The sequence below is a fragment of the Dorea sp. Marseille-P4042 genome, assembly GCF_900290215.1.
In the GTDB taxonomy this organism is placed as follows: domain Bacteria; phylum Bacillota; class Clostridia; order Lachnospirales; family Lachnospiraceae; genus Dorea; species Dorea formicigenerans.
The window spans coordinates 103,620-124,488 of sequence record NZ_OLMI01000004.1; the positions used below are offsets into that span (position 1 = coordinate 103,620).

Genomic DNA, 20,869 nt, shown 5'->3' on the forward strand with positions numbered 1-20,869 from the left:
GACTCATGCGAGTCAAATCTTCCCCTCAATCATATCCAGATATTCTCCTTTATCGATATGCATCATACTTACCTGATTCTGATATCTTCTAAATCCGTACACACTGTCCACATTTCGAATCAAGGACTGCAGCCGCTCGTCCGGTACGCACACAATCAACTGTAATTCCAGTTCTCTTGCGTAGTGCAGGCAGACTTCGCTTCGTTCTTTGTCCATTTTGGAAAATGCTTCATCCAAAAGTACCAGTCTTATCTTGGAATCGCGGTTTGTCTGCTGCATATAAAGCATTGCAAATCCAGCCAGAAGTGCCACATATTTCGGGTTCTGTCCTTCTCCTCCGGAATCACGCCCTGCCATGTCATCGACCGCATTTTTTTTCACATTTCCATCTTCATCTTCTACTCGTTCATACATACTGAAGGTCAGATAATTCCGGTAATCCACGTACTGCTCCATCTGCTGACGGTGCTGACTTAAGGACTTGGCATCTTCGTCTTTCGGAGGCATGAATTTCTCTGTTAGGCGCAGGATCTGTTGCTCGTACTTCTGATAAAATGTGTCTTCGCCAAGCGTGATCTGTCCGTCGAAGCCATCATCGTCCAGCACTTTGCTGTCCAATTCCGGTGCCATCAGCATCTCATAGAACTGTCCATTTTCATTTTCTGCCGGAAGAATATCAATCTGGTAAATACTGTCAGAAAATTTAATCTTTGCCAGCATACGATTGATTTCTTTCCTGTGACGGTATGCCGCTTTGATTTCACCGTGGATCGTCGCGATTACATTTTCACGAAGCGTATGGTAGATCAGATCATACTGTTTCTGAAATTCATCTTTATACTTCGGCTCAAAGTCCTGTCTGCATTGATTCAAAATCCTGTCATAAGAAACATTTTCGTGTTCTACGCCCGTCAGGCCATAGGATGGATATGCCTGATTGAACTGATTTCTCGCACGGGTCAGAAGATCACGTACTTCCTCTTCCTGCTTCATCAGCTCTTCAGATTCTTTACTTTTCTTACGTCGGTATGTCTGCTCAGATTGTATCTTTAATGCTTCCTGGACTTCAGTCTGCAGTTCTTCATTCAGTACAAATCCCTGCATCAGGAAATCCATACGATTCTGGAAATTCACGATATCCTGCTCTGCCTGTCCCTGTGTCTTGACATAGCCCAGTATTTCTTTCTGAAGCTGTTCAGATATCTTCTCAATTTCCTGGATTTTTACTTCTAATTCTGTCTTCTGCTGATTGAGTTCCGCAGTTCTGCTTCCTTCGCGAAGCTCTCGCAGTTCCTTCTCCAACTGATCCTGTTTCTCGTAAAATGCCTGCAGTTCTTCTCCCGCCCCGGCCAGATGCAGGATCTGATCTGTGCTTTGGTTCAGCCGCTCAAATCCCTGGGCTGCTTTCAGGCTTTGCTGCATCTGCTGATCTTGCAATACTTCTTCACTCAGCTTCAGAACCTCATCTTCCATTTCATGAAGCTTTGCCTTAGAAACCTTCGTTCCAATGCAGGCATATTTTTCGTAATCATTTTTCTTCAGATGACGGAAAATGTAATTATTATAGGAATAGCAGTCGGCTGTCACACCATTTCCGGAGGCACGGAGTTCTTCCTCTGTCTCGCATTTGGCAATTCTTCCGAGATAACGGCGCAGGCACTGGTCCACGTATGGTTCTTCTGCATGAACAGCCTCATAGATTGAATTGTCATGAACTTTTGGCTCGGACTTCACAATTGCGGCCGTATCTAACAGATCTACTTCATCAATCCCACCAAGATATTGAAGCTTACGAAATACTTTCGCTGCATCAAGGGCGTACTCCGGTGCGGTCACAAGACTGTGTTTCACACGCCCCATACGACCTTCAATCGCATTTTTCCACTTCTCATCTGTAATGTCAAAAAGGTCTGCGAAAATGTTGACGTGAATGGTTCTTCCATATTGTGTGCTCAGACGGTTCTGTAACTCCTGCCTTGCCTGTTTCAACTCTTTTCGGTACGGTTTGCGGTCGTTTTTCAGATCCTCCACCATTTCCTTTTTCTCTTTCAAATCCTTGCGGTTCTGACTGATTCTTGTACCGATTTCATCAACTTCTTCATTAATGCTCTCCTGCGCGTCACTTAGTTGTTTCTTTAGCTTCTCAATTGCTTCCTTTGAAACATTTCCCGACTTGATCTCATCAATTCTCTGAAGTGCCGGATTGCTCACATAGGCACTGATCTCTTCATCTTCCTCCCAGCGGGCAAGTCCTTTTACAACCTCTCGCCACTGCTCACTGTTGCGGGCCAGAAGCTTGATGGTCTCCTTAAGACTCTTCAGCTCCTTCTCCTTCTGACCATAATCACTGGATTTTAGTTCCGCTTCTACCTCAACAAGTGCGTTCGTAAGCTGTGTCTTTTTCTCATTATTCTCATTCTGCTGTTTTTCTCTGGCACGAATCTTCTCATTGATATCCATAAGATCCTGACTTCTCGCCTCAATCTTCGTCTTGAAGCTTTCAATATCAATATATTTTAACACCTGTTCTACATGGATCTTATCCGCACGCGTCGTCTGAAGTGCCAGATTCTGCCGGCTGATCTCATCCAGAAGATGGATCCGATTCTCCAGGTCTTCCACACGCTCTTTGATCTCACGGTACGCACCAAGCTGGTCACTGATGGTCGAAACCGTGTCCTCCTTACTCTTCGGGAACATATAATCACGGATAAACTGACCCGTTCCATTTGTCATGCGAAGGGCAATCGCACTCTTTTCCATGGTCATCATGCGCCCCGGCTCCACATATCCAAAGATCACATCATAAACCGTTTTCAGATATGCCTCTTTTGACGGATAAAGACGATTCACATCACCTCGTCCACGATTGTCCGAAGAATCCACCCGCTTTTCCACAAGCTTTCTGAGTCCTGCAATTGTATATGGCACACCTTTCTCCGTCAGATACTCGTCCTCCGGAATTTTCCCGGAGTGGCTGAAAAATGTATACTTTCGGATATCAGTATCATTTTTTCCAACTTCGAATGCAACACCGATACAAGTGCTCACCTTCGTTCCGGTGTCAAATATCTCCAGTACGATCTGAGAGCAGAAGTCCTGTTCATCACGATTGTAAGATCCGTCTTTCTGCGCACCTCGCAGGTAACTGAGCACACTTCGGCGGTTCTTCGCGTCGTCCGCCGCCTTATTTAGAAATGTAGCGGAAATACTTCCGTACAGAACGACTTGAATGGCATCCATAACTGTTGATTTTCCAGAGCCACTCTTACCACTGAACAGATTCACATACTCATGGAACTCCATGATCTTGTGGCTGACACCGCCCCAATTATTCATCAGCATTCTTGTAAATATCTTCTTCGCCTGCTTCAACTTCTGCACCGCCTTCCTCATCAACATATTCTTTTATCAATGCCTGAATATCTACACCACTGCAATACAGATTAATTGTGCTGTAAATGTAAATCTTTGTCTGATCTTCTACGTTCTGGATCGCGCCCGGCACCTCGATGATCTGATGCTTGCTCATAACATACAGCGCATCTTTCCACTCTGCCATAGTCAGCTTCTCATTGATCAGATTCGTGTTCTTTCCATACTCACGGATCTCCGCCAGATTCGTCACAGTCGCATTCAGACCTTCCCCGAGAATCTTATCCCGATAGATTATTTTAATAAGAAGAATGATCTTCGTAGCCGTCACATTCAAACGTTCCACAGCCACGCCTTCTCCGGTCAGCCTGAAAATGTGTTCCTGCGGGTCGTGTACCAGTTCGCACCCAAGTACGGACAGATAGTCTTCTATAAATTTCCGGTGTCTCACACAGATTTCATAGTGAAGGTTATCCCTCGGCGTCAGCGTGACCGGATCGTATTTTACTTGTAAAATGCATGTCTGCCGAAACAGCGCGGAAATGGTTTTCTTCAGATTCTCCGTCTCCGTCACAGACAATTGTTCCATATAATTTACCATATATTTTTCCTTATCCTTGTCTTTCTTATTATGATGTTGGGGCACAAGCCCCCATCTATGATATTTCACCTGATGATTACTGAGATTTTTTAATCACAAGCTTAGAGAATCTCAGACCATTCTCGTTCTCAAGCTCTTCTCCGACCTCAATCTCTTCCGTTCCTTCCGCAACTTCCGTAGCATCCTGCCAAACAAGAAACAGCTTTTCCAGATCTTCCATGGATTTTACTGTGTCTTTCGTCACAATAAAGTTTCCATCCTGCTCGTTTTGTTTCCGGAACTCTCGGATTTCCTTCTGCGTGTAAAGCGGCTTCAGAATATACTCATTCATTTCTTCCGAATCTGCCTGTTCTGTTACCTCTGTCACCGCCTGCGGTACAAATGCTTCTTTTTTCCGGTCCCGTCTCTGATACAAACTCTTTTCATTCATCACACGGTATGGTTCGGTCAGCTTCATTTTCTGCGACAGCTTGTCCAAAATTTCATCACGTTTTTCACTCTGAGTCAAAAGATTTACAAAGGCAATTGTCTGATCTTCCTCGACCGCGCCTTCCATCAAAATGTACCGGATTCTCGCAGCAGCCCGGCTTGCAAATACAGTCTTCTGCTCAATCAGCATATTGTATCTTCGCTCAATGGCATCAAACTCTCTGGAAATGCGATACAACATTTCATTCGCTTCGTCACAGAGCTTCACTGCCCGCTCCAGACGGTAACGCTGAATGCTCAGCTTATTCTGCACATTTCGTTCTTCAGACTTCTCCTGCTCCTCTCGCGCCAGCTGAACTTGAATATCCATGAGCTTTTCCACAAAACCTTCGCGCCTTGTCTCATTTTCCCCAAGATTCTTCTCTATCAGCTCTTTGACCGCTTCCTTGTAACGATAAAAGCTGTCGGTTGTCGTCAAAATCGCATATTTTTGGCTGTCACTATTGTTGATTTCCTTTACAAGAACTTCCTGGATTCCTAAAAAACTTCGCTGGCTCGATAATTCATCAAAATATCCGCGCATCCCTTCCTGCATATTTGCCAGCATCTGAAGCAGGGATCTTGACGTATGCAGTGCACTTTTCAGAATGTCATTATTCTTCTCCCGATCCGAACTATATGTATAAAGGTGACTGTACACTGCCAGCACACTCTCGCGCTCCTTGCTGTCCTCATCACTATAAAGATTACGGAACAACTCCACATACAACTGACTATACTCCGGGAAAGATACTACATAGCTGTTTAGTGTTTCGTCATAGTCACGTCTAAGCCATCCCCAGTCTTCAAAATGCCGTAAACTTATCATTGCCATGTTCGACCGCGTCAAAAGCTCTCCTTCCTCATCAAAGCGCTCCTCACTCCAGTCTAACGTCATACGGGCAAGCTGCTCATTCATAATCGCCTGACACTCGCCCTCAGTCAACCCCAAAAGCGAATACGACTGGCTGCTCTCCTCGTAAACCGCCACAAGAAACTGCATATAGAATTCCATATATTTACTTCCGAATACCTTGTAAAAATCCTTCGGAATCCGACTGATCAGATTCATTCGTTCCTCCTTCACCCACAAACACACGGGATTTGCTCCTATCAGTATACCGAATTTTGCCCCTGAGAGCAACCTTTGGGGGACGTAGTTATTCTGCGTTTTCTACCGTAACTTTTCTATTTTACTACGTCCCCTAGTACTACGCTGGCCGCCAATCCGGCGAGTGTTGCCAGTAATGCCCCTGGCAGTGTGTATCTTGTTTTTGTTACTTTTGCGGTCATGAAGTAAACGCTCATGGTGTAAAATATTGTCTCTGTGCAGGACATGCTGATGGATGCCACTAGTCCCAGATAGGAATCTGTCCCGTACTCTTTGTAGACATCAAGGAGTAAACCTGTCGCTGCAGACGAGGAGAACATCTTTACTATTGTGAGTGGAACTAATTCGCCTGGGAATCCGATATATTGTGTAACTTTTCCAATCATTTGTGCCAGAAATTCCAGAAATCCGGATGCTCTTAGTACTCCGACTGCTACCATAAGCCCTACCATAGTCGGCATAATTTTGATAACAGTCAAAAATCCGTCCTTCGCTCCTTTTACAAATGTGTCATAAACTGGAATTTTCATTGTAATTCCGTAACAGATAATCCCAAATATCATGAGTGGTACAATAAAATCCGACAGGTAAAGAAATACTTTCAATCCTTGAATTCTCCTTTTGCTTGCCCTATACTATCTGTTGTATATTATGCCGGTTGGATAAAATCCATACCGGCATCAGAAAGGAAGTTTCCGAAATTGAATCTTTTACATAAAAATAATACAACTGCTTTACCAAAAGCAAACTCTACGGACACTCATGACTTTGGTGAGGGCAGCATCTCTGGAAATATTCTGCGTCTTGCAATTCCTATGACGCTTGCGCAGCTCATTAATGTCCTTTACAACATTATTGACCGCATTTACATCGGTCATCTCCCAGACGTGTCCACCCAGGCGTTGACCGGAATCGGTCTGACTCTGCCGGTCATTACAATCATCACCGCTTTTGCCAATCTGTTCGGTATGGGCGGCGCACCGCTTTTTTCTATGGCAAGAGGTTCCGGTGAACCTGGGCGCGCCCGGAAAATTCTCGGCAACTCCTTTTCCATGCTCCTGATTTCCGGCGGCATTCTCATGATTTTGTGCTACCTGTCCAAGCGCCCATTGCTTTACCTGTTCGGCGCCAGTGATATTACTTATCCTTATGCAAATGCATACATCAGCCTCTACCTTATCGGCACACTTTTTGTTATGATCAGTCTTGGCATGAACAATTTTATCAACGCCCAGGGATTTGGAATGACCGGAATGCTCACCGTCTCCATCGGTGCTGTCCTGAACCTGATCCTTGACCCTCTTTTTATCTTCGTTCTCCATATGGGAGTCCGCGGAGCCGCTCTTGCGACCATCATTTCGCAAGGAATCTCTGCAATCTGGGTATTACATTTTCTAACCGGAAAGAAAGCAATCCTTACACTCTCACTTGCTTATATGAAACTGGACTTCCGATTAGTAAAGGAAATCTGTGCTCTTGGACTTGCCGGATTTATTATGGCGATTACAAATGGATCGGTACAGATTGTCTGTAACGCAACTCTTTCCAGATACGGTGGTGACCTGTACGTTGGAATCATGACCGTTATTAACTCCGTCCGGGAAATCATTACTATGCCGGTCACCGGTCTTACAAGTGGTGCGCAGCCTGTCATGAGCTTTAACTATGGTGCCAGAAGACATGCGCGTGTAAAATCAGCAATCAAATTTACAACGATTGTCTGTATCTTATTTTCCTGTTTTATGTGGGCATTACTGCTCGCCTTCCCACGCTTCTTCATTCACATGTTCAACAGCGAACCGGAATTGTTAGCCGAAGGCGTACCTGCGATGCATTTATATTTCTTTGGAATCTTTATGATGTCGCTGCAGTTTGCCGGACAGTCCACATTTACTGCACTGGGAAAAGCAAAACAAGCCGTATTCTTCTCCCTGCTGCGAAAGGCAATCATCGTTATTCCACTGACACTGTGGCTTCCGACTGTAGGCGGACTTGGAACAAATGGAGTCTTTCTTGCCGAGCCGGTTTCCAACTTCATCGGCGGAACCGCCTGCTTCGTCACGATGATCTTTACCGTATGGAGAAAGCTGGATGATTCTCTAAAATAATATGACATACTTATTACACAAACCTCATAGTTTTTATAAAGCGAAAACTATGAGGTTTTCTTATGCTCAATTATCTCTGGGCCGGTATGATGATGCTTGGGATTATCTACGCCGCATTCACGGGACGCATGCCCGACATCACCAATGCCGCACTGGATTCTTCTAAGGAAGCAATCACGCTATGCATTACTATGATCGGTATCATGTCCTTCTGGGTAGGGCTTATGGAAATTGCAACAAAAGCCGGCATCATCGAACAGCTTTCTCGAAAGTTGAAGCCACTGATTCATTTCCTGTTCCCAAATCTTCCGGACAATCACCCTGCTGCCACCCACATCACCACGAATATCATTGCTAACATTCTGGGACTTGGCTGGGCTGCAACTCCCGCCGGACTGAAAGCAATGGAGGAACTGAAAAATCTGGAAGACGACCGTCGCAAATACCGCCTTCCGGGAAAAGTGCGCACCCCCGGAACCGCCAGCAATGAAATGTGCACATTTCTTATCATTAATATATCATCCCTGCAGCTCATTCCTGTAAATGTCATTGCCTACCGCAGCCAGTACGGCAGTATCAATCCTGCTGCCATCGTCGGCCCCGGAATACTGGCGACCGCTATAAGCACACTAGTGGCCGTGATATATTGCAAATGTAAGGAAAAACCAGATGCTGGACAGTAACACAGCATCTGGTTTCTATAAAATTTTTAATCAAGGTGAAATTCTTCTAAAATCTTTTTCCTATAAGTATCATCTTTAACAGCTTTCATAACATCTTCACTTCTCCCACACTCAAATAACTTATTATATAAATTGTTTACTTGTTCAATTCCTTCTTCTCGTTCCTGCCTCATATGTTCTTCTTCATCATACTCAAATATGCTCACTCTTAACACCTCTGCTCTGTTCTTCCTTAAAAACTCCGCAAGAATACCCTTTTTTATACATTCATCAATTGCCTTTTCCACTGCTTCCGGAAATGGCATTTCCTGCTGATATTTGCGGACTGTATCTACAAATTTCACATATTGATATAATGTCGGACTTTTTTCTATCATTTCCTCATTATATCCAGGATTTATATTTATGAATCGAATCCTCAGTTCCAAATCCAGTTCTTCCGACTTACTTTCATAAGCATCGGATAAACGTAAAACACTTTGTTCCGGCATCTTATCTGTTCCATTATAAAATACCACAAATCTCGGTTCGGGAATCTTAATTAACTTCCGTCCATACAGATTATCCCCAAATACATACGCCATATAAATATTTCTAAAAATCCCTTCTGCTTGTTCATTGTGGTAATTCAAGCATTGAAAATTCCTAGAAAATATATTGAAATTAGAAATGGTACAAACCTTCAAGATCTTGGAAATATAATGCTTGAAAGGATTGTACCACAATTAATATATTATGTCGAGATGTTTTTCTAAAATGACGCTACTGTAAAGCAACTATAACCATTAGTTGCTTTTTACTTTACATTCACCGTAATACTGCCTTGCACTACGCTAAATCTTAGCTTCATATTATCCTGATCTAATTTTTCCCAGTCACTTTCAGACATGAGTTGTCTATATGCCACATATGGTATAACGTTTGTTTTCGTTTCGCCCGCCGGTATCGGCCAGACTAACTCTGAGTTGTCATTCATTTCCGGAAATAAATCCCAGCTCACTGCAGAAGACCATTTTCCAACTTCCAGATTCACCTTGTAAATGGTAAATGACTGCCTGTCTTTTGTAGGATTTTTTATATCTACCGTCAAAACCGGAATCTTGATATCTTTTCCTGATTCTCTCAGGTTTTCCTTTACAGAGTCACTGCAAGAAACCTGCCCCAGAGTCTGCACAGTCAACTCTTTTACAATCATCTGTGTAGTTCCCAGATCTACTCCCTGTTTTGGCTCTTTCCATATGTGATTGACGATCATAGCTCCCAATCCTGTTCCCAATAGAACTGCCAAAAGACCTATACATATTTTCTTTCTCATAGCAGCTTCCCCTACTCCGCCAGTCCTTCTGCCGCGGTTCCTTCAATCTGAATCTTCTTTTCTCCGGTATACTCTTCTGTCGGATTGCTTTCCGGCACATATTCTTTTACTTCCATCGGCAGGAATTCGGTTCCGATATTTGTTCCGGCGGCATACATTTTTCCGTCCTTTGTCAGGATAAATGTATCATCATAACAGGTCGTACCGTAATCATTCGGGTTCACATTTGCCAGATCTGTCCAAATTGCATTCTGCTCAATCTCATCACACCAGACCATTCGTACATTTTCCATGACCTTTTCCGGCTCCATCAGAAATGTTTTCTCACCGGTATATCCACACTGGCCATAGGTGTTATCGCCCCAGGTGTACAGGTCACCATTCATCGTTATCGCTGCTGAACGTCTGTTAGTGGTCGTGACGTAAATTGCCTGATCCAGCATCTTGTGTGGTTCAGTGTACATCAGCGTTCCTTCCCCGTAAATGCTGCTTGCTTCGCCGGACATAAACTCACCCCACCAGTACACTTCCCCGTTCTTTTTGAGCGCAATCGCACAGGTCGCACCAGCCCGCATATAATCCACATCACTCATCAGAAGCTTCGGCTGGTTCACCACATTTTGCTGTGGATTCATGGCATCGTTTTCGCCTGGTTCTTTTCCAAGAATTCCCTGCAGATTCGCACCTGCGCCGTACAGTTCTCCATTTTCCGTGAGATACATCATAAAATATCCGTTGGCTGATGCGTCTACATGAACAACATGCTCGGCTATTTTCTGAGGTTCCATGTACTCCTCATGATACCAGTTGCCCACATCTTCCGGGTGATTGATTCCAAGCTGGGCATAGTAGTTCATGCCCTGTCCCCACAGCACATGATTTTCGTCTACATAATAGCGATTGCCTGCAATCACTTTATTCGTAATATAATAATCAGAAATGTGAAAATCTTCCGGCTGGTTCAACAACGACATATCTGTTGTATAAAATTCCTTTTTTTTCTGATTTTTTGCATTCTTTTCGGCTTCTTCTTTTGCTTTTTCTTCCTTCGATTTTTTCTTCTTTTTGTTCAAATCGTCTGTCGCCTTTTCCAGATTCTCTGCCTTCGCAAATACATTTTCCCCAAGCTTTATCTCTCGGATATTCTCCCAGTCACTAAGTTCCAAGGCATAATAGCAGTGGAGCCCTTCTGATTTTTCTTTCCCTGTGGAAATCACTTTCGGGACGATAATATCCGCAGCTTCATACTCTGATACGTCTGCATTTGGATCAAACTGGATCTGTTTCTCTTTCCCATTTTTCCAGCATACTGTCATAAGACCTGCGGTCATTGCCTGCGAATTATAAAATTCTTCGTCAGTTCCCGCATCTAACAGAATTCCTTCCTCACTCACATACAGATCTTTTCCCCGGTACTCATATCTGCGCGCGTCCTTTTTGACTTTCGGTGAAGTCTTAATGTTGATAAGCTCCTTACCCGTTTTTGCGTCATTCATCACCAGATGCATTTTCCCTTGCCTGCCGGAAGCTTCATGGTTTACATAATAAAGCGTAAGATACTGCGTCCCGCCGGCATTTTTCTGCTCATAAATATTTCCATCATAGGCAGACGCATCATCGACAATCCCCAGTTTATAAGAATCTTCTACGATCTGAAAAGACTGGCTCTGCTTAAGCTCCTGCTGTGTCTGCAGCAGCTTGGCCTTCTTTCCGCCTTTTCGCCTGATCTGCAGATCCACTCGCCCTGTCTGCGTCTTCTCACAATACACATTCTTCTTCACGACAATATCATAATTCTTATAAGTGGCATGGGAATTCTCCCAGCGGATCCACAAAACTAGCAGACTGACTGCAATTACAGCCAGAAAAATAATAAGTTCTGCTCGAAACACATTTTTTCTTTTTGTCCGTTCCATAGGCACCTCTCTTTTCCCCTGGTCAACAGTTTCACCGGTTCATCCTGATAAATCCAAAATCCCCATTTATTATAACATTTTTTCTATATATATGGAATCCATTGGCATAACTGGTAACAATCCGGTATTATCTCGCACATTTTCCTGATTGTATGAAAATACCGCTGGCAATTACTATCAGCAACTCCAGCGGTATCTTAATGTCTTATTTATTAAATTTTCTTCCATTTAAATGCAAAATGCGGCATAAAGCGGAACTATCTTTTTATCATCTTCAAATGCAAAATTTTTCGTTGAAAGCTTTATCGCATAATCGGGTTTATACTTATCCATATAAACCTTCAGGCTCTTTGCCCTTGTGTTGTCCGCAGACTTCACTTCTATTGGAATCAGCTTACCTTCACGCTGAATAATAAAATCTATCTCTGCGCCCCGCTCAGTTTCCCAATAGTAGGTATTATATCCATTAATAGTAAGCTGTACGTTGACATAATTCTCAACCATACCACCTTTAAAGTCATTCAACTCTTCCACCATATAAAGGACATCATTTGCCACAATATCTTTCTTTGCACACAATAATCCCAAATCCGACACATAAATTTTAAACGCATCTATATCCCGGTAATTTTCCAATGGTTTCCTGATCTGTTCCACTTTGTAGACTTGTGAAACAATCCCCGACAGGCAAAGCCATTCAATTGCATTTTCAAATTCAGAAGCTCTTCCACCCTTTTTTATCAGTTTATATTGAAATCTGGTATTCTTTTTTGAAAGTTGAACTGTAATATTGTCATATGCAAGTCTTGTCTTTTTAATTTCATTTAAATTGTTGTACTTGCTCATATCATTAAGATAACTTGCAAGTATCGTATCCTGTGTATGACGAATCAGTATATAATCTCTGGTCTCTGCAAACTGCATGACACATTCCGGCATTCCTCCCACAACCAGATATTGTCGATAAAGCTGCATGGCTGCATCATGGAGCGCAGACGGCATCGGTTCATTTGTCTCAAAACATTTCTTAATCTGGTCTACAAGTGATTTCTCGCCCATTGCAATCATGAATTCTTCCAAGTCCATCGGATACAATGTCTTCATATCTACTTTCCCGACTGGAAATGAAAATCTTGCCCTGTTCACCGCAACACCGAGAAGGCTGCCTGCCACTATAATATGATAATCTGGTCTTTCTTCATAAAAATATTTTAATGAAGTTAATGCCCGTTCACAAAGCTGTATTTCATCAAACACGATCAAAGTTTTTTCTGTCACTATTGTCTGCCCTGCAATATGAGATAAAATCGGTATTAAATAATCTGGACTGATATTTTCTTCAAATGTTTCATTTAGCTTTGGGTTTGTTTCAAAGTTAAAATATGCTACGTTCTCATAATGTGTACGCCCAAATTCCAAAATCGCATATGTCTTTCCTACCTGCCTCGCGCCTTGTAAAATAAGTGGTTTTCTATGTTCTTCATTCTTCCACTCTTCCAAAAAGTCCATGATTTTCCTGTACATATACCGTCCTCCCTTCATACTCAAAACTTGTTCTAAATATAGTATATGAATTATTCGTGTAAAAATCAATGTATTTTCATCGTTTTTTCACACTAAACTGCACGAACTTTTCTTAATTTTTAACATTATTCTACACATAAGCACTTCATTGGTCTGACTTAATTGTCTTTATTAATCCTCCAGCTCTACCGGATCTACCCCCTGTTTTTTCAGCTTCAGATACACAATTTCCCGGAACAGTGCATATGCCACCGACACGATCGGTATAAATATCAGCATTCCGACCACGCCCATAAGGCTGCCTCCGATGCTGACCGCCGCCAGCACCCAGATGGACGGTAACCCTACAGAATTACCTACTACATGCGGATAAATCAGGTTCCCTTCTATCTGCTGGAGCACAAGAAACAACACGATGAACATAAGCGCATTCATGGGGTCGACCATGAAGATTAAAAATGCTCCCACCGCACAGCCTAAGAATGCTCCAAAGATCGGTATCAGTGCGGTGAATGCGATAAAGATTCCTACCAGCAGTGCATACGGCAGCCGGAAGATTGTCATGGCCACTACGAACATGCTTCCAAGAATCACAGCCTCCAGGCACTGTCCGGTCAGGAAGCTTGAAAATGTGCTGTAAGTCAGGGAAGAGACTTCCACCACAGCCTCCGCACGACCTCGTCGTACGAATGCAAACAGTACCTTTTTCGCCTGTATCCCAAGCTTTTTCTTCTGCAGCAAAATATAAATCGCAAATACAAAAGCTATGACAAATGTTGAAACTCCGCTGATAATGCTTTTTGCAGCGGTAAGTGTCGAATTCAGCATATTTCCTGCACCATTTTTCAGGAAATCAATCAGTGTCTCCACAATCTTGTCCCAGTCAAACTGTACACTGTTGATCAGTTCGACAACCTCCTTGTTTCCATGAAAGACCTCTTTCCCCCACGCCTGTGCATGTGGGATGAACTGGGTAATACTCTGCCCCAGATTTCCAAATGTATTTACAAGCTGAGGTACAACACCAAAGATCACTACCGTCAACACGCCAACTACGATACAAAGTACACTCAACAGACTCACCGGTCTTGCAAGCTTATCTGCCACTTTATTTTTTCTTACTTTTTCCGTAAACAAGTGCCGCTCGATAAAGTTCATCGGTACATTCAGTACAAATGCAATGGCTCCTCCAAGCAGAAATGGAAAGATCAGATGTCCCACATATCCCAGTACCTCCAACACCTCTTCATATTTCCACAGTACCACGATCAGCAGTGCTGTGAACAAAATCAGCTCCCGGATTTTCCGCATATTTTCCTTATTCAGTTCCATTTAATTCCTTCCTTTATCCAATATCCTGTCAAATCCTCTATTTCTTTCGCGTTCTGATCCATTTCAGCAGCTGAATAACCGGCAGATTCAAAAGAGCCAGTCCATATACAGTCATCAACTGTGCTACCGTCAGTGTCTGCACTTTGAACATTCCCTGAAGTGCCGGGATCATCAGTACTCCTGTAATCAAAAGACAGCCAAGTACAAATGCTCCGATCAGATAAATGTTATTCCAGAATCGTTTCGTAAAAATGATCGGTTTGTTTGCTTTACAGTTAAATCCGTGAACCAGACGGCTGCTGCAAAGTGTTCCAAATGCCATCGTACTTGCCAGCACCGCATTTCCATCGCGATATCCGATCATAAATGCTGTCATGGTCATGATTCCGATACACAGACCTTCCACTCCTATGCTTGTAAGAAATGGTTTTGTCAAAATGGACTCTCCCATGGCACGTGGTTTTTCTTTCATCACTTCCGGATTGTGCGGCTCCAGTCCAAGCGCAATCGCCGGCAGGCTGTCTGTCAGAAGGTTGATGAACAGCAGATGTACCGGTGCAAATGGAACCGGCAGACTTGCAAGTGATGCGTACAAAACTGCAAGAATCGCTGCAAAATTTCCAGAAAGCAAGAACTGAATCGCATTTTTAATATTCTGATAAATGTTTCGTCCATTTTCCACTGCCTTGACGATCGTTGCAAAGTTATCATCCGTCAGCACCATAGCTGCCGCATCTTTCGCCACTTCACTTCCCGTGATTCCCATGGCAACTCCGATATCTGCCTGCTTCAGTGCCGGGGCATCATTCACGCCATCTCCCGTCATTGCCACAATATTTCCACGCTCCTGCCATGCCCGCACGATACGGATCTTGTGTTCCGGTGAAACTCTTGCATACACAGAAATGTTCGGTACGAACTCCTGGAGTTCTTCGTCCGTCATGTCTTCGATGACCGCACCTTCACAGGCTTCCGACATATTTTCCAGAATTCCGATTCGTTTTGCAATGGCCGCTGCTGTTACCTTGTGATCGCCCGTAATCATGATTGGCTTGATTCCTGCCTTGATACATTCTGCAACTGCATCTTTAGACTCCACTCTTGGCGGATCCATCATGGAAATCAGTCCCAGGAATGTCAGGTCATTTTCATCATTTAATGTAAGCCCCTGCTCCTGTTCCATCGTCTTAAATGCAAATGCAAGAACTCGCAGTCCGTTTTCTGAAAAATGTTTATTCTGCACTTCAATTCTGACGCGGTCTTCTTCTGTAATCTTTCTTAGAGTATCTCCATCCTGAATGTGGCTCATACGCTCAAGAAGCACATCGACCGCACCTTTTACGACCATAACATACCGTCCGTCTATAAAATGCTCCGTGGACATGAGTTTTCTGTCACTGTCGAACGGCACCTCAGAAAGCCTTGGATACTCTTCACGCACTTGTGCATAATCTTCTCCCAAAAGGCTGCCAAGATTAATAAGAGCCGTCTCCGTCGGATCCCCAATCTCCTGACCATTTTGATTTGTAGAATCATTGCAAAGCATACTGAACATCAGTAACTCTCGCTGTGCCGGATCCTTCAGATCAATCTCTCCGGAACAGACACTCTCACCATTTACATAATAATTTTCCACAGTCATTTTATTCTGCGTCAAAGTTCCAGTTTTATCAGAGCAGATGATTGACACACTGCCAAGTCCTTCGACCGCTTGAAGCTTACGGATGATTGCATGCTCCTTCGCCATCTTCTGTGTACCAAAGGAAAGCACGATGGTCACGATAGAACTAAGCGCCTCCGGGATAGCTGCTACCGCCAGCGCTACCGCAAATAAAAATGCATTTACAATCGATTCTCCACGGATCACGCTGATGGCAAATAAAATCCCACAAAATACAAGGATTGTGATGGACAACTTCTTACCAAAATCATCCAGATTCTTCTGAAGCGGTGTCTGCTTCTCTGATGCATTTTTCAGAAGCCCGGCAATCTTACCGACCTCCGTACTCATTCCGACTTCCGTTACTTCATAAGATGCTCGCCCATAAGTCACAAAGCTTCCGGAAAATACTCGGTTCGTCTGATCTCCGAGTGCTGCGCCCTCCGGCACTTCATCTAAAGACTTCTCCACTGGAAGACTCTCACCTGTCAGTGCACTTTCGTCCACTTTAAGACTTGCAACTGTAAGTAACTTTCCATCTGCCGGGATTAAGTCTCCCGCCTCCACAATTACTTCATCACCGACGGTCACTTCTCTCGCCGGTACCTGCATTAACTGCCCGTCACGTACAACTTTCGCATCCGGTGCCGACAGCTGCTTCAAACTATTCAGCGACTGCTCCGCCTTCACCGTCTGCACCGTTCCAAGAATCGCATTCATCGTAATAACTACAAAGATTACAATCGCACTCTCCACATCTCCAAGAAATCCTGAGATCACCGCGGAGATGATCAGAATAATTACCAGAAAATCCTTGAACTGTTCTAAAAATATTTGAAAGACACTTTTTTTCTTTCCCTCTTCCAGTTCATTCGGTCCGTATTTCTTTAGATTTTCCTTCGCCTGCTCATTTGTCAACATAATTTGTACCTCCTTTTTCCTATTATGGCTCATCTGATGTACAAAAATAGAGACCTTTATTGCACACCAAAAATATGCAATAAAAGTCTCACCATTTCATTACGATACGGATGATCGCTCATCGTACTGACGACATCGCAAACGCCTGATTTTCTACTTTGCAAGACTGACAGGCGCCAGTTACTCCCTTTTACTAATGTTAATATAGTCGATTCTTTCGAATCTGTCAACGGGGTTTCACTTGATTTATTACATTATAACGTAATAAGTTTGCATTTTCATTGATTTGTTCTATTCTAAGTGTATTAAGATTATATTAGGATACTATGTTCTATTATAAATAGAACATAGTATCCTAATATAATAATTCCTTATTAAAAAAGTGACTATTTAAAGCCACTTTTTTACTTTATCTTGATATTTTTCTCTTACTTGATATCAGTACTGCAAATAACAGCACCACGCCATATACTATTTTTTGCACACCCTGAGAGAAGTTCATTGCTGCAAGAAATCCCTCTAATATTACAATTACAAAACATCCCGCCATGGTACCAATATAACTTCCACTTCCTCCGATTAGTGAAACGCCTCCAATTGCAACCGCTGATACGGAAGCCATTTGATAAGTATCTCCCATTCCAAGGTATAGCTGGCTTAACTTACCAGCATATAACATTCCAGCCAAAGCAGCCATCATTCCACAAATGGCATACGCAGATAATTTTGTTAGTTTTACATTAATGCCTGAAAACATGGAACATGTTTCACTATTTCCTACTGCATATATTTTTCTTCCATATGGAGATTTTGATAATGTAAACCAGGCAGCCAACGAAACCAATAACCAGAACAAAAATAACGTTCCGATAAATCCAACTCCTCCAGATGCTAATGACTTAATTGCTTTTGGAATACTTCCTCCTGGTGTTCCTTCTGTTATACCTACAAGAAGTCCTTGAAAAATAATATTGGATGCCATTGTCATAATTACTGGTGCGATTCCAACATAAGCAATTCCTATGCCATTAAATGCTCCCATTAAAAGACCTACAATTAATACAATCGGAACCGCATAGATCAATTTTGTATTATCTCCGTTTGTCAATGCAGCACATAAATATCCACCAATACAGAATACCCACGGAATTGATAAATCCATTCCACCAATTAGAATAGGAAATGTCTGTCCAAGAGCTGTAAGTCCAAGTACTCCAATTGAAATGGATAAGACTTTTAAATTTGCCGGGCTTGAATATCCCACTTTTACAATTGATACAATGATTAGTAAAAGAAAGGCAATCACAAATGTTGCTATAATCGACGAATTCTTTTTAACAAATTGTTTGGCTGTCATTAACTAAGACCTCCTTTACGTTTTCTTCGCACTGTACCATAAGCACTTAATGCAACTGCCAAGATTAATATAATACCTTGTACTAAACTTGACCAATAAGAAGATACTTCCATAAATACCAACAGATCAGAAATATAACGAAGAACAAAAGCTCCGACAATTGTTCCGACAATTCCGCCAACCCCACCAGTAAGTGCCGTTCCACCAATTACTGCTGCTGAGATAGATGTCATAACAAAATCTCCTCCTGCGGTTGGTGAACCAGATGCTACAACTGCAGTTCTAACAAGTCCTGATAATGCTGCAAATCCTCCTGATATTGCATATGCAACAACTGTTGTCTTTAACACATTCACACCATTTAAATTTGCGGCTTTCTTATTACTTCCAACTGCATATATATTCATACAGATTTTTGTTTTTTTGAAATAAATCCAAATTAGTAACAACGCTATCAAAATTATAAGTGAAATTGGTATTGCCCCAAATCTAGTCAACATTGCTTTCATGTAAGTTATCGGTACATTTCCTCCGTCAACCTTTAATATCAAAAGAGCTGTTCCCATACACACCGACTGTGTAGCTAATGTTACAATGAATGGTTGCAATCCTGTTCTTTCTATTACAAATCCATTGAAACATCCAATCAAAATTCCAATCAGAATTCCAATTACGGACCATAATATCATACTTCCTACACTATCAGTCATCCTAGTTGCCATCAAACAATTAACAATACAGATAATTCCTCCAACAGACAAATCAAATCCACCTGTAATAAGCACAAATGTTTGTCCGATTGCAACTAAAATTAGCGAAAGTGAAGCATCACATTTGTTTGCCAAATAATTACTATTTAACGTATTCGAGTTTAATACTCCCATTACAACAATAATTATTAGAAGCATTACATATGGAATAAGCGCAATCCAATTATCGGAAAGGAATTGTTTTACCGACTTATTTTTCTTCATTTCCTTCTCCTCCTATCTGGTTCGCACCAATTGATGCACCAATAATCTGCTCTTTTGTAAGTGTTTCAAGTTTCAAGTTTGCTCTAATTTTTCCGTCATACATAACCAGCACCCTATCACACACATTTACAAGCTCTTCCACATCTGTCGAAAAGAAAATGACAGCATTTCCTTCCTTTGCAAACTCTCTCACAAGCGTAAACATTTCCTTTTTAGTTCCAACATCAACACCTCTTGTAATATCATGAAGCAAAAGTAATTCTGGTTCACACGATATAATTTTCGCCATAACCACCTTCTGCTGATTTCCACCAGACAAGTCTTGTACTGGTGTCTGAGGTGTTGGCGCTTTAACTGCCAATGCTTTCATATACTTAGATACAATACTATTCTCTTTTTTCTTGCTTATAATTGGACCTTTACTCATTTTATTGACAGATGTAATGGAAATATTAAAATCAATTCCTAGTTGAAGAAATAATCCTTGTATTGCTCTTTCCTCTGGAACCAATGCAATTTTTTTATTAATTGCATCTTTAGGATTTTTTATATGAATCTTTTTCCCTTGAAAATAAATTTCTCCTGTTACTGGGTAAATTCCATATAATGCTTGTAAAAGTTCCGCCTGTCCCTGTCCTGCAAGACCACCAATACCAACAACTTCTCCTTTTTTTACTTTTAAATTCACACCATTTAAAATATTTCTATATCTAACATCTTTTAATTCCAGTGCATCTTCATCCATAGAACAATCTGTAATCTGTGGAAAATAACTAGACATCTTACGACCCAACATCATAGATATTACTTCATCCATATCCAAATTATCATTTACTGGAAGATCTCCTGCATATGTACCATTTCGCAATATTGTGATATTATCACATCCATCTTTGATTTCTGCCATACGATGCGAAATAAAAATAACAATTTTTCCACTATCTGCTAATTTCCTTGCCAATTGAAGCAACCATTTTACACGATTTTCATGTAAAGCTGAGGTAGCTTCATCCAAGATAATTATTTCGGGATTTTTTGACAATATTTTTAGTATCTCAATAATTTGTTTCTGCGATAAAGATATTTCTCCTGCCTTTGCATTTGGATCAATTTCATCAACATCATATTTTTCCATTAACTCTAATGTCATCTTACGAAGCTTTTTGTAATCAAAACTTCCAAATTTTGTCTTGGGAATTCTTCCTATAAAAATATTTTCGGCCACTGTTAAATCTGGAATAAATGATAATTCCTGATATACACATCCAATTCCATATCTCATTGCATCAGCTGGATTATGTATCTCTGCTTTTTCACCGAATACATGAATTTCTCCTGAATCAGGCCGGTAAGCACCTGCAAGCACTTTTAAAAGTGTACTCTTACCGGCTCCGTTTTCACCCAGCAATGCATGGACTTCTCCTCTATTACAGGAAAATGATACATCATTTAGCGCATAATTTCCATTGAATGATTTTGTGATATGCCTTAACTCTAAATCTGCCATGCTATCTGCTCCATTCT

15 protein-coding genes are annotated in these 20,869 nt (G+C 41.9%); 2 read left to right on the top strand and 13 right to left on the bottom strand.

Translation table 11 applies throughout. From position 1 onward, the window contains the following. Nucleotides 1-12: 12 nt before the first annotated feature. The 4 genes from C7E02_RS18555 to C7E02_RS18570 form a co-directional block, all read right to left on the bottom strand. Nucleotides 13-3,375 carry an SbcC/MukB-like Walker B domain-containing protein gene (locus C7E02_RS18555; RefSeq protein WP_105310475.1) on the bottom strand — a complete coding sequence of 1,121 codons (3,363 nt, stop codon included), beginning with the start codon at nt 3,373-3,375 and terminating at the stop codon, nt 13-15. Further along, on the bottom strand, nt 3,332-3,976 hold the full coding sequence (locus tag C7E02_RS18560; RefSeq protein WP_005338192.1) for a DUF4194 domain-containing protein: 645 nt from the start codon (nt 3,974-3,976) through the stop codon (nt 3,332-3,334). Before C7E02_RS18560 ends, C7E02_RS18555 begins: the two co-directional genes overlap by 44 nt. Before the next feature lie 76 nt (nt 3,977-4,052). Further along, on the bottom strand, nt 4,053-5,516 hold the full coding sequence (locus C7E02_RS18565) for a Wadjet anti-phage system protein JetA family protein (RefSeq protein WP_105310417.1): 1,464 nt from the start codon (nt 5,514-5,516) through the stop codon (nt 4,053-4,055). A 116-nt stretch (nt 5,517-5,632) separates the two neighbouring features. Further along, the gene (locus C7E02_RS18570; RefSeq protein ID WP_022279423.1) at nt 5,633-6,160 is read right to left on the bottom strand and encodes a spore maturation protein; all 528 of its coding nucleotides are present in this window, start codon (nt 6,158-6,160) and stop codon (nt 5,633-5,635) included. Nucleotides 6,161-6,256: 96 nt separating this feature from the next. Here C7E02_RS18570 and C7E02_RS18575 point away from each other — a divergent pair, with 96 nt between their 5' ends. Together C7E02_RS18575 and C7E02_RS18580 are read left to right on the top strand one after the other, a co-directional pair. Further along, the gene (locus C7E02_RS18575; RefSeq protein WP_105310418.1) at nt 6,257-7,663 is read left to right on the top strand and encodes an MATE family efflux transporter; all 1,407 of its coding nucleotides are present in this window, start codon (nt 6,257-6,259) and stop codon (nt 7,661-7,663) included. A 62-nt stretch (nt 7,664-7,725) separates the two neighbouring features. After that, a complete protein-coding gene (locus tag C7E02_RS18580; RefSeq protein ID WP_105310419.1) occupies nt 7,726-8,346 on the top strand; it encodes a nucleoside recognition domain-containing protein in 621 nt (206 codons plus the stop codon). A 26-nt stretch (nt 8,347-8,372) separates the two neighbouring features. Here the strand turns inward: C7E02_RS18580 and C7E02_RS18585 are convergent, their stop codons facing one another. The 9 genes from C7E02_RS18585 to C7E02_RS18625 all read right to left on the bottom strand — a co-directional run bounded on the left by C7E02_RS18585 (nt 8,373) and on the right by C7E02_RS18625 (nt 20,852). Next, nucleotides 8,373-8,978 (bottom strand): hypothetical protein, encoded by a 606-nt coding sequence (locus tag C7E02_RS18585; RefSeq protein WP_242979032.1) that lies wholly within the window; start codon nt 8,976-8,978, stop codon nt 8,373-8,375. Between the two features lie 164 nt (nt 8,979-9,142). Continuing rightward, on the bottom strand, nt 9,143-9,661 hold the full coding sequence (locus C7E02_RS18590; protein ID WP_105310420.1) for a hypothetical protein: 519 nt from the start codon (nt 9,659-9,661) through the stop codon (nt 9,143-9,145). Between the two features lie 11 nt (nt 9,662-9,672). After that, nucleotides 9,673-11,577 (bottom strand): hypothetical protein, encoded by a 1,905-nt coding sequence (locus C7E02_RS18595; RefSeq protein WP_105310421.1) that lies wholly within the window; start codon nt 11,575-11,577, stop codon nt 9,673-9,675. Between the two features lie 228 nt (nt 11,578-11,805). Next, nucleotides 11,806-13,101, bottom strand: a complete 1,296-nt coding sequence (locus C7E02_RS18600) for an ATP-binding protein (protein WP_005338227.1) — start codon at nt 13,099-13,101, stop codon at nt 11,806-11,808. Nucleotides 13,102-13,272: 171 nt separating this feature from the next. Continuing rightward, nucleotides 13,273-14,433: an AI-2E family transporter gene (locus tag C7E02_RS18605; RefSeq protein WP_005338229.1), complete on the bottom strand. Its 1,161-nt coding sequence runs from the start codon at nt 14,431-14,433 to the stop codon at nt 13,273-13,275. A gap of 37 nt (nt 14,434-14,470) precedes the next feature. Beyond that, the gene (locus C7E02_RS18610; RefSeq protein WP_005338231.1) at nt 14,471-17,014 is read right to left on the bottom strand and encodes a cation-translocating P-type ATPase; all 2,544 of its coding nucleotides are present in this window, start codon (nt 17,012-17,014) and stop codon (nt 14,471-14,473) included. Nucleotides 17,015-17,423: 409 nt separating this feature from the next. Next, nucleotides 17,424-18,371: an ABC transporter permease gene (locus C7E02_RS18615; protein ID WP_005338233.1), complete on the bottom strand. Its 948-nt coding sequence runs from the start codon at nt 18,369-18,371 to the stop codon at nt 17,424-17,426. Further along, a complete protein-coding gene (locus C7E02_RS18620) occupies nt 18,371-19,345 on the bottom strand; it encodes an ABC transporter permease (RefSeq protein WP_005338234.1) in 975 nt (324 codons plus the stop codon). Before C7E02_RS18620 ends, C7E02_RS18615 begins: the two co-directional genes overlap by 1 nt. After that, entirely contained in the window at nt 19,332-20,852 is a 1,521-nt protein-coding gene (locus tag C7E02_RS18625; RefSeq protein WP_005338236.1) for a sugar ABC transporter ATP-binding protein, read from the bottom strand. Before C7E02_RS18625 ends, C7E02_RS18620 begins: the two co-directional genes overlap by 14 nt. Nucleotides 20,853-20,869 lie beyond the last annotated feature (17 nt).

Excerpts from the sequence above, each read along its gene's own strand:
- C7E02_RS18595 (WP_105310421.1), bottom strand. The coding sequence starts at position 11,577 with ATGGAACGGACAAAAAGAAAAAATGTGTTTCGAGCAGAACTTATTATT.
- C7E02_RS18605 (WP_005338229.1), bottom strand. The coding sequence starts at position 14,433 with ATGGAACTGAATAAGGAAAATATGCGGAAAATCCGGGAGCTGATTTTG.
- C7E02_RS18610 (WP_005338231.1), bottom strand. The coding sequence starts at position 17,014 with ATGTTGACAAATGAGCAGGCGAAGGAAAATCTAAAGAAATACGGACCG.
- C7E02_RS18565 (WP_105310417.1), bottom strand. The coding sequence starts at position 5,516 with ATGAATCTGATCAGTCGGATTCCGAAGGATTTTTACAAGGTATTCGGA.
- C7E02_RS18620 (WP_005338234.1), bottom strand. The coding sequence starts at position 19,345 with ATGAAGAAAAATAAGTCGGTAAAACAATTCCTTTCCGATAATTGGATT.
- C7E02_RS18590 (WP_105310420.1), bottom strand. The coding sequence starts at position 9,661 with ATGAGAAAGAAAATATGTATAGGTCTTTTGGCAGTTCTATTGGGAACA.
- C7E02_RS18615 (WP_005338233.1), bottom strand. The coding sequence starts at position 18,371 with ATGACAGCCAAACAATTTGTTAAAAAGAATTCGTCGATTATAGCAACA.
- C7E02_RS18580 (WP_105310419.1), top strand. The coding sequence starts at position 7,726 with ATGCTCAATTATCTCTGGGCCGGTATGATGATGCTTGGGATTATCTAC.
- C7E02_RS18625 (WP_005338236.1), bottom strand. The coding sequence starts at position 20,852 with ATGGCAGATTTAGAGTTAAGGCATATCACAAAATCATTCAATGGAAAT.
- C7E02_RS18560 (WP_005338192.1), bottom strand. The coding sequence starts at position 3,976 with ATGGTAAATTATATGGAACAATTGTCTGTGACGGAGACGGAGAATCTG.
- C7E02_RS18600 (WP_005338227.1), bottom strand. The coding sequence starts at position 13,101 with ATGTACAGGAAAATCATGGACTTTTTGGAAGAGTGGAAGAATGAAGAA.